The organism is Paenibacillus protaetiae (genome assembly GCF_004135365.1).
GTDB classification, from domain to species: Bacteria; Bacillota; Bacilli; order Paenibacillales; family Paenibacillaceae; genus Paenibacillus_AP; species Paenibacillus_AP protaetiae.
The window spans coordinates 2,030,625-2,047,134 of record NZ_CP035492.1 but is presented as its reverse complement, the minus strand read 5'-3'; the positions used below and the strand labels follow the sequence as shown (position 1 = coordinate 2,047,134).

The following is a 16,510-nucleotide window of genomic DNA, read 5'->3' as shown; positions in this document are numbered from 1 at the left end:
GATGAACTTAAGACCAAAGCTTATGCTCGCTTTTATTGGCCTGGTCGTCATCCCGATGTTTGGGTTAGGCATCGTTTCTTTTTTAAATTCCGAGAAGCTGATGGAGAAAAAATATAGTGAACAAACGGAAATATCGCTTAAGGCGGTAGCCGGCAATATCGGTTATTTTTTCAAAGAGCTGGATCAGCTTTCGGACGGCAACCTGACGAGCTCCGAGGTGCAGGATACGCTGAAGTACAGCGCAGCGGTATCGAAGGATGACGCAAGCGCGCTCATTGCAATCAACCAGGCGGAAAAAGAAATGAAGAGGATACTGTTCCAGCATCCTGCAGTCAGCTATGTGGTGTTGTACGCGATGGACGGCACAATGTTCCAAGCGTTCCGGAACGACCCGACGACGTTCCGGCCCATCTCGTTTGATCTGCTGCAAAAGCAGTCCTCTTATGCGGACATGATGAAGCTTGGCGGCCGGCCGCTGTGGATCGGCCCTTACGAGCAGCAGGAGCTGACAGGGGTGGAGCCGCCTTTGTTTACGCAGATGCGCCTCGTTAAAGATATGACAACGTTTAATGATTTGGGCGTTATGATTACGCAGTACAAGACGGAAGAGGTGTATTCCATGCTGAAAACCTTTTTAAATCCGTCCGTACAGCATTTGCCGCAGGATCAATATTTTATTTTGAATCAGCAGGGGCTCATTCTGCTGGACAGTAACCGCGAGCTGGAAGGGCGCAGCATTAGCGACATTACTAGCGCAACGCTGGAGGAGACCGGCAGTTATTCGAGCGCGCGCATGCGGTTCAGGGGGGAAGACAGCCTGGTTTCCGCTTATAAGCTGAACTTGAACGGCTGGATATTGGTGTCGGTGAAATCGTGGGATTCCTTAACGAACGAAAGCGAACGGTTTATGCAGTGGATCGGCATGATTACGCTGCTTTGCGTGTTGTCCGCTATATTGTTCAACGTCTTTTTTGTAAACCGGGTAGCCAGGTCGATCATCCGTGTCGTCCGCAAAATGAAGCTTGTCGAGCAGGGCCTGCTCGACATCCGGGTAAGCGCGCAAGGCAAAGATGAGACGGTGCTGCTGGCCAGCAGCTTCAACAGCATGGTCGAGCGGATCGGCTCGCTGCTGACGGAGGTGCGGAGCGAGCAGGCGCGCAAGCAGCACGCGGAAATGATGTTGATGCAGGCGCAGATCAAGCCGCATTTTCTGTTTAATACGCTGGAGTCGATCAATGCGCTTGCCGCGCAAAACGACGGCGCCAAAATTATGCTGATGGTGCGGCGGCTCAGCAATTTGCTGCGCATGAGCCTGCATCAGTCCGAGGAGCTGTCGGTGCAGCAGGAAATCGAGCATGTCCGCAGCTACCTGGAAATTCAGAAATACCGGTTTGAAGATTTGTTTGTATACGAACTGGATGTGCCGGAAGAAGCGCTTGAATATACGATATTGAAGCTGACGCTGCAGCCGCTTGTCGAGAACAGCATTCAGCACGGCTTTGAAGGGATCGAATACGGGACGGGAATTATTCATATTAAGGTGGAGGCGGCAGCGAGCCATCTTGTGTTTACAGTTACGGATAACGGCACGGGCATGAGCGAAGCCGCGCTTCTGAAATTAAGCCAAAGCGTTGCGCCGGGAAGCGGCATCCGCAGCAGCAGGCAGATGGATGCAGCTGAGCTGGGCGAACGAAGAGGGCTTGGCTTGCGCAACGTCGCAGACCGGCTGCGTATTCATTACGGCGCAGCATACGGCATGATGATTTGCAGCCAGGAAGGCTGGGGGACGACTATTCGTTGTATCATTCCGAAAAACAGAGGTGATCAGTCATGAACGGAAAGGTGCTGCTGGTAGACGATGAGCCGCATATTACCCGCAACCTGGAAAAGGTGGTTCCTTGGGATTTGCTTGGCCTGACGGTGGCGGGAACGGCCAAAAACGGGCTGGAGGCGCTCGAGAAGTTGGAAGCGGAGCCGATCGACCTTGTGTTGTGCGATATCCGGATGCCGATGATGGATGGACTGGAGCTTGTCCGCCGCATCCGGGAGCAGGAAATCGGCTGCGAAGTCATTATGCTGTCGGGGTATCAGGATTTTGCCTATACGCGGAAGGCGATCCAATACGGCGTCAAGGATTATATGCTGAAGCCGATACCGTATGATGAGCTGACCGGGGTCATTGCACGCATTATGTCCTCCCGGCGCGCTTTGCTGAAGCAGCAGCAGGAGGAACAGCACAAGTTGAACAAAATGTTTGATCTGATCAACGAAAAGCTGTTATACGACATTTTGATGGATTATTCGGATTTAACCGCCAGCAGCTGGCTGTATGCCGGGGATGAGCAGCAGCGCCTGCTCCGCCCCTATGCGTTAATCGTGCTGGATGTGGACGTTGGCTCGGAAGCGGCGAAAGACTGGCGCAATTGGGGCGACAAGGAACGCAAGCTGTGGAATTTTGCCGTCTGCAATGTGCTGCGCGACAAGCTGAAGTCAAACGGCCTGGAGACCGGATCTGTCATTCAAATGCGGGATGGAGAGTGGTGCGTCCTTATAGCATGCGAGGAAGGGCTGGGCAGCTGCGGAGCCATACAATGGGCGGAACAGCTGCTGGCGGCGGTCAGCGCCCATGTGAAGCTGTCGCTCTATGCGGGCGTTTACCGAGATGAAATTGGAGCCAATCAGCTTGCTGCCGCTTATAAGCAAATTCAGCTTGGCATGATGTTGTCGCCGAAGCTGGAACAAGTCACGGTCTACTCGCCCGACGAGTCCAAACTATCCGGAGCTGGCCAGGCGATATGGGATATTTCGGAGCTTGTGACCGACGCTTTAAAGCGCGGGGATGCGGCCGGCGTTGACCGGGAGTTAACCCATTTGATGGGCCATCTGAACAATATGAGCGAGCTTTCGCAAGGCCGGATTATGCCGATGCTTCACTATTTCGTATTAAATCTGGTGCGCGAAATGAAAGAGATGGGCGCGCTGCCGAAAGAACAGGAAGACAGCTTGTGGGTGAAGCTGGACCACCGTTTTGGCGTCAAAGATTTGCTGGCCGTTATCCGGCAGCTGCAGTCGGCGGTTGGCGAGCGGTCGCAGGATAAAAAGAAGCAGTCCGAGCGGGTGATGGGCGAGGCGCGCATTTTTTTGGAACGCAATTTGTACAGGGACATCAGCGTCGAGGAGGCGGCTTCTTTTGTCGGGCTCAGCGCTTCCTACTTCAGCTTGCTGTTCAAACAGACGTTTGGCGTTACATTTATTGAATATGTAACACGCGAACGTATGGAAAAAGCGAAAAGGCTGCTTGCTGAAACGCAAACAAGCATTACGCAAATTGCCAAAGAGGTCGGGTATGCCGAACGGCGGTATTTCACGAAGGTGTTTATGAAATATACGGGCGATAATCCAAGCGATTATCGCAGCAAGCATTTGGAGTCGGGGTCCTGACGAACGTTAGAACGGCATGATAAGGCACGATGCTGCAGGGTACGGCATGAACGAGGGGAATATCACTTCAGGGAGAAGAGGAGCAAAGCGGATGAAGGCGTATAACCAAAGCCTGGACAGCTGGACGATCAGGGAAAAGATAGGGCAGTTATTTGTGTTTGGGTTTCACGGCCACGAAGCAAGCAGCGAAATTTGTACTTTGATTGAGCAATACGGCATTGGCGGAACGATATATTTCTCAAGAAATATCCGTAATGCGGAGCAGGTTCACCAGCTTTCCGGCGCTTTGAAGGCAGTTGCCGAAAAAGCCGGACGGCCGCCTCTTCTGACTGCGGTTGACCAGGAGGGGGCATGGTGGCGAGGCTGACGGACGGGGTAACGCTGATGCCCGGCAATATGGCGATTGGCGCAACGGGCTCGGCGGATGCCGCTTACGAAACGGCGCTTATTTGCGGAGAAGAGCTTCGTTTGCTTGGCATTACAATGAACTATGCGCCATGCCTGGATGTGAACAACAATCCCGCCAATCCGGTCATTAACGTCCGTTCGTACAGCGACAGCGCAGCGGTTGTCGCTGAGCTGGGCACGGCTGCTGTACGAGGTTACCAGGCTGCGGGCGTGGCGGCAACGGTCAAACATTTCCCGGGACATGGCGATACCGATGTGGATTCCCATCATGCCTTGCCGGTGCTGCTGCACGAACGCAAGCGCCTCGATATGATCGAGCTGAAGCCGTTCCGGGCGGCGATTCAGGCGGGGACCGATGCGATTATGACGGCGCATGTCGGCTTGCCTGCGCTTGATCCAAGCGGGGTTCCTTCAACGCTGTCGAAGCCGGTCATTACCGGCTTGCTGCGCGAGGAGCTTGGGTATGACGGCGTAGTTGTAACGGACTGCCTGGAGATGGATGCCATCGACAAGCTGTATGGGCCGGGGCGCGGCGCGGTCATGGCGCTGCAGGCAGGTGCCGACATGGTGCTGGTCAGCCATACCTACGAGAAGCAGGTAGCGGCGCTTGAAGCGGTAGCGCAAGCGGTGGAAACCGGAGAGCTGCCGGCCTCGCGGGTGGAAGAAGCATTAAACCGCGTGATGCGGCTGAAGCAGAAGCTGGAGCTGGAGAAGCCGCTGAAGCCGTGGGAGCAGGTGGAGAAGCGGATCGGCACGCCCGGCAACCGGGCGATAGCGGCGAAGTGGAGCGAAGCTTCCGTTACGCTGGTGAAAAACGAAGGCGGGCTTCTGCCGCTCCGCAAGGATGCGAATACGCTTGTGTTATGGCCGGACATCGTGCCGGTATCGGTAGCGGATGAAATGCTGGCGGGAGACGGCACGCTGGGCGGCTGCTTATCCGGCCGGCTGGAACGGTTGACGGAGCGGTCGATGAGCGAAGCGGACCCGCTTGAAGGGCTGGATTCGTTCGAGCAGATTATTGTGGCAACCTATGATGCCGCAAAGCATGAGACTGAACGAAGCATAGCGCAGCAGGTCATTGCGGCGGCTGGCGACCGGACGATTGCAGTATCGGTCCGCAATCCGCATGACCTCAACCTGTATCCGGCTGCACAAGCGTATTTGGCTGTTTATGAATGCCGGCCGCTTGCTTTACAGTCGCTCGCCAAGGTGCTCACCGGCGAGCTTGCTCCATCCGGCCGCCTGCCGCTGGAGCTGGCGCCGGCGTTTCCGCTTGGCTGGAATGCGGCGCCATAATGGCAGATGAGATTTGGCATGGTAGAAGGATGACCCCCCCAAAGTAGGCAGCAGCGGGGCTCCTTTTGCCGCCAAATCTTTTTTTATAGTTGACTGTTCATTTACCTGTAACTATAATGATTACAGGTTGAGCTGCAGGCAACGTATACGCTGGGAACAGATGCAGATGTCCGTGCAGCTGTATCTGCCCGTACCCGCTGTGATTTGGCGCTTAGCAGATAGGGAATGCTTGTCTCAGGCAGGACAACAAGGAGGAAAATATGATGAAAGTAGCAGTTATTGGAGCAACGGGTAAAGCAGGACAAGCTATTGTGAAAGAAGCGCTTGAGCGCGGCCATGAAGTAACCGCAATTGTGCGAAGTGCGGCCAAAGTGCAGCAGCCGGGCGTTCAAGTGGTAGAGAAAAGTATTTTTGATTTGAAAGCGGACGATGTGAAGCCGTTTGACGTTGTTGTTAACGCGTTTGCCGCCCCGCTTGGCGGAGGAGAAGGACAGCATATCGAAGCCGGCTTGTCGCTGATCCAAGCATTTAAAGGCGCTCCGGATACTAGACTGATTGTAGTTGGCGGCGCCGGCAGCCTGTATGTGGACGAAGCGCAAACATTGCGCCTTGTCGATACGCCGGAATTTCCGGATATGTTTAAAGCTACAGCGCTCAGCCAAGCGCAAAATTTGCAGGATTTGAAGCAATCATCCGGAATCCGCTGGACATTCGTCAGCCCGGCTGCTTTTTTTGATGCAGAGGGAGGCAGAACGGGCTCTTATCAGAAGGGCAAAGACCAGCTGATCGTCAACGGCAAAGGCGAAAGCTATATCAGCTATGCCGATTATGCCATCGCTATTGTCGATGAAATCGAACAAGCCAACCATGTCGGCGAACGGTTTACCGTGGTCGGGGAAACGAAATAAACGCTGCACCTCAAGTTGAACAAGCCTATAAAGAAAGAGACGGAATTCGTCCAGTTGGAGCGAAGCCGTCTCTTTTATTATTTGTTAAAGTTGGAATACGTTAAATCATGCAAAATATAGGCCAGAAAAAAGATGACGCAAGGATTCTCGAAGCGGTGCTGGATGGTCGTCAGCTGATCGTAATACGTTTCGGCGTAATGCGGATTGTTGCGCATTTCAAGCCCGGCTTTAATTAACGCGTCCAGCTTGTCCGCAATGTCCAGCATCTCGCCTTCATAATCGGCGGACTTGGGGTTGGCCATCATGTCGGCAAGCGCTTCGCCGAACGGCTCCGGCAGCTTGGCAATCATCGCTTCGGCCGTTTCCCGTTCATACTGCTCGAAAGCATGTTTCATTACCGGGTTTCGATGTTTAAAATGCGAGACGACGTCGCCGGATACAATCTCGGGCAGGTCGTGCAGGACGGATTTGCTCACCAGCCGGTACAGATCGATATGGGCGAGTCCAAACCGTTCGCGTTCCAAAAGGCCGTTGAATAATGCCAGTGAAGCAACGCGGAAAGAATGGGTGGCGTCGTTATCGGGAACGAGGTTATAGCTTCCGTTCCAGCGCTGCACCGTATCGAGATTCATAATATAGCCGAGAAAATCGCGTACGCCTTCGCCTTTTTCAAATTCGGCAAGCAGCCATCCGATGGACGGCTGTTCGTATCCGGCAATTTTGTCGCGTAACTCCTGTACTTTGCTGCGGAAAAAAGGGTTGGACCCGTAAGACGCTTCCCGGTGGCAAAATAAAAATGCGTCAAACGTATCAATCGCTTCCACAAGCCTTCCGGTATCGGTATCATCCTGCGCATTCACGATGGCGTCATAAGCAAAAGCCCGGAGCGATTTGGACAAGCAGGACACTATTTCTTTGCTCAGCTCATGCTCCAGCGCGCGAATATGTTCGGTGACATGGATTTCTTTCTTGGTGACATGCTTAATGGAACCTGTCATCGTATGGCTAAGATCGGCCCAAAGCGACCGGGTCAGCAGCTTCAGCTTGTCGACAGGGCGCCCAAACAGCTTCTCTTCAGCAAGTCCGGCCAAGATGGCAATGGCTGCGCAGCGAAAGCTGTGGCTTGCGGCGTTATCCTCGAACCGCGGGGCATGCTCGCTCCACCTCGGCACGAATTGCATTCGAATGATGGTATTGGTAAACTTGCCGTTTTTCATCCGCGTGTCACAGCCTTTCTTTGTCGATATGTGACGATAGGGAACTCTATGCTATTATAAAACGGATAGAAGGCTGCTGCCTAGCTGCGGGATACAGCAGATGAAGGGGGAGTGAACATGAAGCGGCTATGCCTCCGGTTTAACGCCGGCTTTGAACGATATACGATTGTCATCACCCCGCTGGCGCTGGTGATCGGATTTTTGCTGGCGAAGGGCCTCCAGCCTTATACCTCCTCCGTATCGTATTTATTTGCGTATATTACGTTTGCGATGGCGCTGGGCTGCGGTTTCGGGCACTTAGGTTCCGTACTCCGGAAACCGGGCATTATCGTGTGGACGATTATGCTTGCGCATCTGGTTGCTCCCGCCATCGCTTACGGGATTGGCGCAGCTTTATTCGGCCAGCATTCGCCTTATGTAATCGGGCTGGTGTTATTTACGATCATTCCGCTTGGCGTTTCTTCAGTGATGTGGACAGGGCTTAGCGGCGGCAATGTGCCGCTTATGCTGGCGATGGTCATCCTCGATTCGGCTTTAAGCCCGCTTGTGGTGCCGGCCGGCATACGGCTTCTGTTCCATCAGGCAGTGGCCGTCCGTCTAGGGCCGCTTATGCTTGATTTGCTGCTTATTATTGTGCTGCCTACATTTGCCGGCGTACTGCTGCATCAGCTGACAAGAGGCCGAATACAGGCTAAGGTCCAGCCGTATGCCTCTTCGGTTTCGAAGCTTTGCTTTGCAGCTGTCGTCATGCTGAATGCCGCCGCCATCCAGCCCTATGTCCAGCAGATGAAAGGGGATATGGCGCTTGTTGTGAGCGTAGTCGTCGGGCTGGTTGCCCTTTGCTACGCGCTTGGTTATATCGGCACCTACTGGCTGGGCAGCCGCGAAATGCAGGCAACGGTTTCCTATGCGACAGGGATGCGCAACATATCGCTTGGCATTGTGCTCGCCATCGGTTATTTTCCGCCGCTGGCAGCCGTGCCGGTCATTTTGTCCATCCTTGTCCAGCAGCCGCTGGCGACTGTTTTCAATCTCGTTTTACAAAAACTTAACAATACCAGTTCTGGCGAAACGGGCGCCCGCCATGTAGGATAAAGAATGCATGCATGGATAAGGAGTGGGATAAAGGATGATGAGCAGTTTTCGCAATCGGCTCACAATAATCATGATTGTTATTATTGCGCTTTCAGTCAGCGCAGCCGGGCTGATTATGGTGAAAACATTCCGGGACAGCCATATTGAAGCGCTTGAAAACAGCATGGTTCGTGAAATGAAGCTGATTATTGCGAGTATGGAATGGCCATCAAGCAATTCCAGAGAGGAGCTGTTTGATTACTATACGCAAGAAGCAAAGCAGCTGCAGGATAAAGCCGGCGCAAGGGTAACCTTTATTGCCGGCGACGGCACCGTGCTCGGCGACTCCGTCTCCGATCCGAAATCAATGGAGAACCACTCCAGCCGCAAAGAATTTATAGACGCGCGAAGCAAAGGGACGGGCCGGGCCATCCGGAATAGTGCTACACTTCGGCAAAATTATTTGTATGTAGCCGTACCTGTGAACCCTTCCGATCCGGACTCCATGATCGTCCGGCTTTCGATGAGCTTGAAGGATGTGGAGCAGGGGATTACGCAGCTGTGGGCGGCTCTGATCGGCTGGCTGCTGCTGCTTTGCGTGATCGCCGCGCTGATCAGCTTCCGAATTGCCAAAAGCTTGACGTACCCGCTTGAGCAAATTACGAACGTGGCGAAACGGATTACGAGAATGGATTACCGTGCCCGCGTCAAAGTGCAAAAGCAGGATGAAATCGGCGAGCTGGGCCACGCTATTAATGCGATGGCGGAAAGCCTGCAGGTGCAGATGTCGCGTATCCAGCGCAATGAAACGCAGCTGGAGACGGTTCTTGACAATATGATCAACGGAATTGTAATGATTGATACATCCGGACGATTCCTGCTGATGAACCGCCGCGCCGAAGAAGTGCTGGGTTTTTCCGCCAAAGAGCTTGTCGGAAGGCACTATACGGAAGCGAAACAGCAGTATGAGCTTGCCCAAATGATTCAGGAATGCCTGCAGACCGGCAAGCTGGTACGCGATGAAATAACCTTTTATTTCCCGGAGGAACGACTGCTGGAGCTGAATCTGGTGCCGGTTCATCCGGATACAAGCGAATTTGCCGGCGTGCTGCTCGTGCTGCAGGATGTAACGGCTGTCCGCAGGCTGGAGAGAGTGCGCAGCGAATTTGTCGCCAACGTATCCCACGAGCTGAAGACGCCAATCGCCGCTGTCAAAGGGTTTGCGGAAACGCTGCTGAGCGGCGGGGTGAAGGACGAAGAGACAGCACGCTCCTTCCTGCAAATTATTTTTGATGAAAGCGACCGACTGAACCGGTTAATTAGCGACATTCTGGAATTGTCCAAAGTGGAATCACGGCGTGTTCCGCTTGTCTTCTCACCGATTGAGATGGAGTCGTTTATTAATAAGACGGTCAAAGTCATTGAATCGCAAGCTGCCAAAAAATTGATACAGCTGAACGTATCGCTGGAAGAAGGGCTGTACGTGGAAGCGGATGAGGACAGGCTGCGCCAAATTTTGATGAATCTGCTGGCCAACGGCATCAGCTATACGCCGGAAGGCGGCAAAGTATTTGTCCGCGTAGAAAGTCTGGATGAAGACCACATCTCCATTGCCATCAGCGATACCGGGATTGGCATTCCGAAAAAAGACCTGCCGCGCATTTTCGAACGGTTTTACCGGGTTGATAAAGCGCGCTCCCGCAGCTCAGGCGGAACGGGGCTGGGGCTTTCCATCGTCAAGCATCTGGTGGAACTGCATAAAGGAACAATATCCGTTGCAAGCGAGCTTGGAGAAGGATCTACGTTTACGATTGTGCTGCCTGTGCTTCAAGAATCAATTTTTTAATTTCGTATCATCTGTTTACAAAAACATGATAAAATAGGTTTGGGCTTGGAATCCAAGCGAATGAAGATTCGATTCGATTCGATATTCGCGAAATTGGGAGTGTCTGCATGTCGCATAAAGTACTCGTTATTGAGGACGAACCAACGTTGGCGCGGCTTTTGTCTTATAATTTGTCGCAAGAAGGTTATGAAACGACAGTAATCGATCATGGCGGAGAAGGTTTGCAGTCCGCGCTGCAGCATCCATTTGATCTGATTATCCTTGACATAATGCTGCCAGGCATGAACGGCTTTGAGGTATTGAACCGGCTTCGCCAAAGCGGCAACCGGACACCGGTCATTATTTTAACGGCCCGCAATGCGGAAGAAGAAGTTGTTCAAGGCTTGAAGCATGGTGCGGATGATTATATTACGAAGCCGTTTGGCGTTGCCGAGCTGCTCGCCCGGGTGTCTGCGGTACTTCGCCGTACACAGCAGGAAGATATGAAGCCGGTGGAGACGAACGAGAAAGTCATTACAGCCGGCGAATTGTCCATCTATCCGGAGAAATATGAAGTTATTCTTGCCGGTGAGCTGGTGCCGCTGCGTCCAAAGGAATTTGAAGTGCTGCTTTATTTGGTACAGCGTCCGGGCATGGTGATTACAAGAGATGATCTGATGAATGTCGTATGGGGATTTGATTATATCGGAGGGCAGCGGACCGTTGACGTGCATGTCAGTTCGCTGCGCAAGAAGCTTGAGCTTGGCCAGGAGTCGGTGCAAATTGAATCGATCCGCGGCGTCGGCTATAAGCTGATTATGCCAAGGAAACCGGTCTCCGGCCAGCCGATGGGCAAATGATTTTCTGAAAAAAAAGGAATGGACAAGCTTGCTTCCGGCAAGGGTCCGTTCCTTTTTTTATTGCTGGGCTACTGCCGGTTCCATGAGAGCATTTTGCGCTGGAACTGTTTAGGAGAGCAATCATTATATTTTTTGAACATTTTATAAAAATGAGCCATATTCGGCATGCCGATTTTTTCGCCAACCTCGGAGATGCTTAAATCTTTTGTCAGCAAAATCCGCTCCGCCCATTTGATTTTCCGGTAGTTTACATATTCGGTAAACGATAAGCCAATCGCTTTTTTAAAAAATTTAACGAAATAAAAATAACTCATGTTGGCGATCCGGCATACTTCCTCCACTTGAATGCGGCCGGTCAAATGCTGCTCGACGTAATCAAGCACGGGACCTAGCCGGATCCGGTCGAATTCGTCCTGCTCGACCAGCATTTTCTGCGAATCGTTGCGCAGCAGCAGCAGCAAAATTTGCTTAATGAGCATGCTGACAGCAAGCTCATAGCCGGTATCTTTCCGCGAAGCTTCTTCCAGTATCGTCCGGATGCACTCCCCGGCAGCTTTTTTGACCGGTGCATTTTCGCGGAAGATATAGTTGGCTTTGCTGAGCGGGTTTTTCGTTTCGGAAAAATACCGCATGTACGGGATCGTGCTGTGGTCAAAAAATTGCTCGATGTCAAACTGCAAAACAATATAATCGAGATAACCGTAACTCCGGTCGCGGTGCAGCTGGGAAGCGCCAACGATAATGACATCCCCGGCTGTCAGATGATGATTTTCTTCTTCGATATCAATATCAAGCTCGCCGTCAATGATGTACAGCAGCTCCAGCTGGCGGTGATAATGCCATTTGGTCAAACCTGCCGAATCGCGTTTTGGCTGGAAAATGCGCAGTGACAACAGCGGATTTTCGTAGGCGACTTTTTCGTTTACAGCTTCCATGACGGTCATACCTCCCGCTTGAGGTGAAAAAAGTGCTCCACCAGCATGTTCTTAGTTCTTATCGGTTGTTTTTTGCCGCAAATTCGGCCTTGACTGCCGCCAGCAATTCCGGATCGGCTATGACGTCATAGGCGGTAGCCGCCAGCATATGGGCGGCGAATATCATCCGGTCCAGCGCTTGCTCTGTCATGGCGGCGTCGCGGAATTCCGGCGTATGGAGCAAATAGCGCTCCTGGGTGATTTTCACATAAGGGTGAATGGCCGGACAACGGACGGATACGTTGGCAAGATCCAGCGAGCCGTGGTCCTTTCCGGTTTCGATCTCGGACGGCTCTATTCCATTCGTCAGCAAGTTGCTTGTAAACAAGCCGGATAATGTTTCGTTCGTCAGCAGCTCATCGTACGACAATTCATACGGAGCGGCCTCCAGCCTTGTGCCGGTCTGAAGCGCAGCCCCTTCCGCGCAGCGGATCACTTTGGCGGTCAGCTCGTTTGTATACGCCCGGCTGGCCGACCGGATATAAAATTTGGCGGATGCATAATCCGGAATAATATTAGGCGCTTTGCCGCCGTTATCAATAATGCCGTGGATACGCGTATCGCTGCGTGTCTGCTGGCGCAGCGCATTCACGGCGTTGAACAGCTGCAGCACGCCGTCCAGCGCGTTTGCGCCTTCATAAGGGCTGGCAGCGGCATGCGCCGCTTTGCCGTGAAATTCAAACCGTATCGCATCCATGGCAAGCGATTCGCCGGATCGTTCAAATGTATAATAAGGATGGGCCATTAAGGCAAAGTCGCAGTCGTCAAATAATCCTGCGGCCGCCATTGTGACTTTGGCGCCGGCGGTTTCTTCCGCCGGTGTCCCGTATACGCGGATCGTGCCGCCAAGCTCGTCGATCACGGATTTTAGGCCGACCGCCGCCGCCAGGCTCATCGAGCAGATCAGATGATGGCCGCAAGCGTGGCCAAGGTCCTGCAGCGCGTCGTATTCGCAGAGAAACGCGGCAACCGGGCCGGGTTTGGCTGTTGTATAAGTGCCGATAAAAGCGGTTTCCATTCCGAGCGTGCCGCGTTCTACGGTAAAGCCTTGCCGCTCCAGCTCGGCGGTAAGCGTTTTCGCCGCTTCAAATTCTTGATGGCCTAACTCCGGATGCTGTCCGATATAACGGGAAATCGCTTTAAACGTTTCGGACTGCCCGTTAATGGCATCCTTTACTTTTTCTTTTAAAGACATTGCAATAAGCCTCCATAAATTCAGCCTTAATTAGGCTCTTCTCTTATATTCGCGCAAGTTGCGGCTTGAAGCAAGCTGTATTTGCATCCATTTGTCCAGGAAATGGCTGAACGTCCGCTTCGTATCTTGAGATGTGCGGCCGCATTACGCCCAGCAGCGGGTTCCGCTCTTGGCAGGCGGCGATGCCGTGCCGCTCGGAAGCTTACTGCGATGCGGTCAGCGCATGCCGTGAAGCTTTTTAAATTGCTCCGGCGTTATGCCCTCCTGTTTTTTGAATACGGAGCTGAAATAACTGGCGCTGTCGAAGCCGACCCGTCTCGCAATCTCGTGCAGAGGGATGCGGCTTTCATAAAACATCAGCTCTTTGCTGCGGTTGATCCGTTCCCGGTTGACATAAACCATAGGCCGCATATTCACCGACTTTTTAAACAGCAGGCATAAATATTGGGGGGTCACGCCGATGCAGGCCGCCAGTTCCTTAATGGCAACGGGCTTATCCATATTGGCTTCGATATAGGCAAAGACGGGCTGCAGCCTGGAGTAAGTCAGCTCCGACTGCGCGCCAGCCTCTGCAGCTTTCATTAAGTCCAGCAAAAACATATAAACAAGCTTAGAGCACTCGATAGCCAAATAGCTGCGGTCCGATTGGGACATGGCGTACATATTCCGCATATGCGAAACGATGGTTTCGCTGTTTTCCGTCGTATATACGCCGGATTCCATCATGCCGGCCTGCCGGAGCAGCGTTTCGGCTATCATGCCGTTAAAGCTTATAAAATGGACATCCCAAGGCTCTTCCATAGGCCAGTACCGGTGCGGCACTTCGGGCAGCAGCAAGAAACCCTGTCCGGCTTTAACGATATGCCTGGCATCGCCGATGAACAGTTCGCCTGTTCCGGAGACGCATTGCAGCCACTGATAATCGGTGAATCCCTGCTCCCGTATAATGGCCTCTTGGTTATTCCAATGGCCGCAGATGGTCAAATAGAGAGGCAGCCGGCGGTCGGCTTCCGCTAAGGCGGGGAATGCGATCGTATCCACGTCATTTCCCTCCTGAATATATGTTCATATTCTTATATCGTACATGAATATTGTGTTATTTCAATTGTTTTTATGCGGTTATATAATTTGAATATCGTGATAGAGTACATGGCTTTTCCCCATATCTAATAACAAGTTGGAGGTTACCGGAATGACAACCAGGACTACCAAATTCCCGCCGATCATCCCGAAAATACCGCAATTGCTGCATGGCGCGGATTATAATCCCGATCAATGGCAGAAATATCCCGACGTGCTGGAGGAAGATATCCGGTTAATGAAGCTGTCCGGCAGCAACTTGATGTCTGTAGGCATTTTTGCCTGGGTATCGCTGGAGCCGGAAGAAGGCGTCTTTACGTTCGGCTGGCTGGATCAAGTGCTGGACCGTTTTGCGGCAAACGGCATATACGCAATGCTTGCCACCCCAAGCGGCGCACGCCCGGCGTGGATGTCCGCCAAATATCCGGAGGTGCTGCGCGTCGGCCCGAACGGCATCCGCAATTTGCACGGCGCACGCCACAATCACTGCTTCTCTTCGCCGGTGTACCGGGAGAAAGTTGCCCTCATTAACGCCAAGCTCGCTGAGCGTTACAGCAGCCATCCTGCCGTCATCGGCTGGCATATTTCCAACGAATACGGAGGGGAATGCTACTGCGATTATTGCCAGGAAGCATTCCGCGGCTGGGTGCGCAGCCGCTATGGCACGCTTGAAGCGTTAAACGACGCCTGGTGGACGACATTCTGGAGCCATACCTACACGGATTGGAGCCAGATCGAGCCGCCGACTTACCGGGGGGAGAACGCTGTCCACGGCATGAACCTGGACTGGAAACGTTTTGTTACGGATCAAACGGTTGATTTCTTTAAGCATGAAGTCAAGGCTATCCGTCAGTTGGATGCGAGCTTGCCGGTTACAACCAATTTCATGCTGGACTTTGAGCCGTTAAATTACTGGAAATTTAAAGACGAGCTTGATGTCGTCTCATGGGACGCTTATCCTTCCTGGCATGAATATAAGGATAATGCGGAGCTTGCGGCTTTTATCGCGCTGAATCATGATGTTTTCCGCTCGCTGAAGGGCGGCAAGCCGTTCATGCTGATGGAAAGTACGCCAAGCATGACCAATTGGCAGCCGATCAGCAAGTTGAAAAAGCCGGGTATGCATATGCTGGCTTCACTGCAGGCGGTTGCCCACGGCGCGGATACCGTACAATATTTTCAATGGCGCAAAAGCCGGGGCTCCAGCGAGAAGCTGCACGGCGCCGTTGTAGACCATGTCGGGCATGAGCATACCCGCGTATTCCGCGACGTCACAGAAGTCGGCCAGTCGCTGGCGAAGCTTGCTGACGTTGCCGGCACAAGCGTAAGTCCGGAGACCGCCCTGATTTATGACTGGGAGAACCGCTGGGCAATTAAAGATGCGCAAGGCCCGCGCAACGCCGGCATTCATTATGAGGAGACGGTCCGCAAACATTATCGGGCTTTGTGGGAACTAGGCGTACCGGTGGACGTGATCGATTCGGACTGTTCCTTTGACGGCTATAAGCTGCTTATTGCACCTATGCTGTACATGGTGCGGCCGGGCGTCGGCGAGCGGATTGAAGCATTCGTCAAAGGCGGCGGCACTTTTGTCGGCACCTATTGGAGCGGAATTGCAGATGACCATGATTTATGCTTCCTGAACGGCTTCCCGGGTCCGCTGCGCCAAACGCTGGGCATCTGGTCGGAGGAGATTGACTCCCTTTATGATGATGAAACGAATACGGCAGTTATGAAGGCAGGCAATGCGCTTCAACTGGAAGGCTGCTACGAGCTGCATGAGCTGTGCGATTTGATTCATTTGGAAGGCGCGGAAGCGCTGGCTGAATACGGCTCCGACTTTTATGCCGGCCGCCCGGCGCTCACCGTCAACAGGCTTGGCAGCGGGCAGGCTTATTACATCGCGGCACGGTATAAGGAGCCGTTTTACGATGATTTCTACAGCAGGCTGATCCGGCAGGCCGGCATTAAACGCGTAATCGAGACCGATCTGCCGTCTGGCGTCACGGCGCAGCTGCGGACAGACGGCGTGCACGATTATGTATTTGTACAAAACTTCAGCGGCGGCGGGCAGCAAATTACGCTGGATACCGCCAGCTATTCGGATATGCTGACGGGTGAAACGTTGGGCCCGAACACGGAATTACATTTGCCGTTGTATGGCATCCGGATTTTGAAACGCAAATCAGCGGAAGAATAAAGAAGGCATCCACAAACAGCGCGCCGAATGTG

11 protein-coding genes and 1 pseudogene are annotated in these 16,510 nt (G+C 53.0%); 8 read left to right on the top strand and 4 right to left on the bottom strand.

The annotated features are described in order from the left end of the window. The first annotated feature begins 1 nt into the window (after position 1). The 4 genes and pseudogenes from ET464_RS09430 to ET464_RS09415 all read left to right on the top strand — a co-directional run bounded on the left by ET464_RS09430 (position 2) and on the right by ET464_RS09415 (position 6,053). Positions 2 to 1,834 carry a cache domain-containing sensor histidine kinase gene (locus ET464_RS09430; RefSeq protein ID WP_129440323.1) on the top strand — a complete coding sequence of 611 codons (1,833 nt, stop codon included), beginning with the start codon at positions 2 to 4 and terminating at the stop codon, positions 1,832 to 1,834. Next, positions 1,831 to 3,441: a response regulator transcription factor gene (locus ET464_RS09425; RefSeq protein WP_129440321.1), complete on the top strand. Its 1,611-nt coding sequence runs from the start codon at positions 1,831 to 1,833 to the stop codon at positions 3,439 to 3,441. The genes ET464_RS09430 and ET464_RS09425 overlap by 4 nt, the downstream gene beginning before the upstream one ends. A gap of 16 nt (positions 3,442 to 3,457) precedes the next feature. Beyond that, positions 3,458 to 5,145, top strand: a pseudogene (locus ET464_RS09420) (glycoside hydrolase family 3 protein). Between the two features lie 263 nt (positions 5,146 to 5,408). Then, on the top strand, positions 5,409 to 6,053 hold the full coding sequence (locus ET464_RS09415) for an NAD(P)-dependent oxidoreductase (protein WP_129444236.1): 645 nt from the start codon (positions 5,409 to 5,411) through the stop codon (positions 6,051 to 6,053). Positions 6,054 to 6,130: 77 nt separating this feature from the next. On the opposite strand, the gene ET464_RS09410 is transcribed toward ET464_RS09415, so the two are convergent. Next, positions 6,131 to 7,270 (bottom strand): YfbR-like 5'-deoxynucleotidase, encoded by a 1,140-nt coding sequence (locus tag ET464_RS09410; protein WP_129440319.1) that lies wholly within the window; start codon positions 7,268 to 7,270, stop codon positions 6,131 to 6,133. A gap of 117 nt (positions 7,271 to 7,387) precedes the next feature. Between ET464_RS09410 and ET464_RS09405 the strand changes: the two genes are divergently transcribed. The 3 genes from ET464_RS09405 to ET464_RS09395 all read left to right on the top strand — a co-directional run bounded on the left by ET464_RS09405 (position 7,388) and on the right by ET464_RS09395 (position 11,029). Then, on the top strand, positions 7,388 to 8,365 hold the full coding sequence (locus ET464_RS09405; RefSeq protein ID WP_129440317.1) for a bile acid:sodium symporter family protein: 978 nt from the start codon (positions 7,388 to 7,390) through the stop codon (positions 8,363 to 8,365). Positions 8,366 to 8,402: 37 nt separating this feature from the next. Next, positions 8,403 to 10,190, top strand: coding sequence for a two-component system histidine kinase PnpS (gene pnpS, locus ET464_RS09400; RefSeq protein WP_129444234.1), 1,788 nt, complete (start codon positions 8,403 to 8,405; stop codon positions 10,188 to 10,190). A 107-nt stretch (positions 10,191 to 10,297) separates the two neighbouring features. Further along, positions 10,298 to 11,029 (top strand): response regulator transcription factor, encoded by a 732-nt coding sequence (locus ET464_RS09395; RefSeq protein ID WP_129440315.1) that lies wholly within the window; start codon positions 10,298 to 10,300, stop codon positions 11,027 to 11,029. Positions 11,030 to 11,097: 68 nt separating this feature from the next. On the opposite strand, the gene ET464_RS09390 is transcribed toward ET464_RS09395, so the two are convergent. From ET464_RS09390 to ET464_RS09380, 3 genes are all read right to left on the bottom strand, one after another. Further along, positions 11,098 to 11,964 (bottom strand): helix-turn-helix domain-containing protein, encoded by an 867-nt coding sequence (locus ET464_RS09390; protein ID WP_129440312.1) that lies wholly within the window; start codon positions 11,962 to 11,964, stop codon positions 11,098 to 11,100. A 58-nt stretch (positions 11,965 to 12,022) separates the two neighbouring features. Then, positions 12,023 to 13,198: a M20 family metallopeptidase gene (locus ET464_RS09385; RefSeq protein WP_129440310.1), complete on the bottom strand. Its 1,176-nt coding sequence runs from the start codon at positions 13,196 to 13,198 to the stop codon at positions 12,023 to 12,025. A 216-nt stretch (positions 13,199 to 13,414) separates the two neighbouring features. Beyond that, positions 13,415 to 14,239 (bottom strand): AraC family transcriptional regulator, encoded by an 825-nt coding sequence (locus ET464_RS09380; protein WP_129440308.1) that lies wholly within the window; start codon positions 14,237 to 14,239, stop codon positions 13,415 to 13,417. A 151-nt stretch (positions 14,240 to 14,390) separates the two neighbouring features. Here ET464_RS09380 and ET464_RS09375 point away from each other — a divergent pair, with 151 nt between their 5' ends. Further along, positions 14,391 to 16,478, top strand: a complete 2,088-nt coding sequence (locus ET464_RS09375) for a beta-galactosidase (protein ID WP_129440306.1) — start codon at positions 14,391 to 14,393, stop codon at positions 16,476 to 16,478. Positions 16,479 to 16,510 lie beyond the last annotated feature (32 nt).

Excerpts from the sequence above, each read along its gene's own strand:
- ET464_RS09385 (WP_129440310.1), bottom strand. The coding sequence starts at position 13,198 with ATGTCTTTAAAAGAAAAAGTAAAGGATGCCATTAACGGGCAGTCCGAA.
- ET464_RS09425 (WP_129440321.1), top strand. The coding sequence starts at position 1,831 with ATGAACGGAAAGGTGCTGCTGGTAGACGATGAGCCGCATATTACCCGC.
- ET464_RS09430 (WP_129440323.1), top strand. The coding sequence starts at position 2 with ATGAACTTAAGACCAAAGCTTATGCTCGCTTTTATTGGCCTGGTCGTC.
- ET464_RS09395 (WP_129440315.1), top strand. The coding sequence starts at position 10,298 with ATGTCGCATAAAGTACTCGTTATTGAGGACGAACCAACGTTGGCGCGG.
- ET464_RS09410 (WP_129440319.1), bottom strand. The coding sequence starts at position 7,270 with ATGAAAAACGGCAAGTTTACCAATACCATCATTCGAATGCAATTCGTG.
- pnpS (WP_129444234.1), top strand. The coding sequence starts at position 8,403 with ATGAGCAGTTTTCGCAATCGGCTCACAATAATCATGATTGTTATTATT.
- ET464_RS09375 (WP_129440306.1), top strand. The coding sequence starts at position 14,391 with ATGACAACCAGGACTACCAAATTCCCGCCGATCATCCCGAAAATACCG.
- ET464_RS09405 (WP_129440317.1), top strand. The coding sequence starts at position 7,388 with ATGAAGCGGCTATGCCTCCGGTTTAACGCCGGCTTTGAACGATATACG.
- ET464_RS09415 (WP_129444236.1), top strand. The coding sequence starts at position 5,409 with ATGAAAGTAGCAGTTATTGGAGCAACGGGTAAAGCAGGACAAGCTATT.
- ET464_RS09390 (WP_129440312.1), bottom strand. The coding sequence starts at position 11,964 with ATGGAAGCTGTAAACGAAAAAGTCGCCTACGAAAATCCGCTGTTGTCA.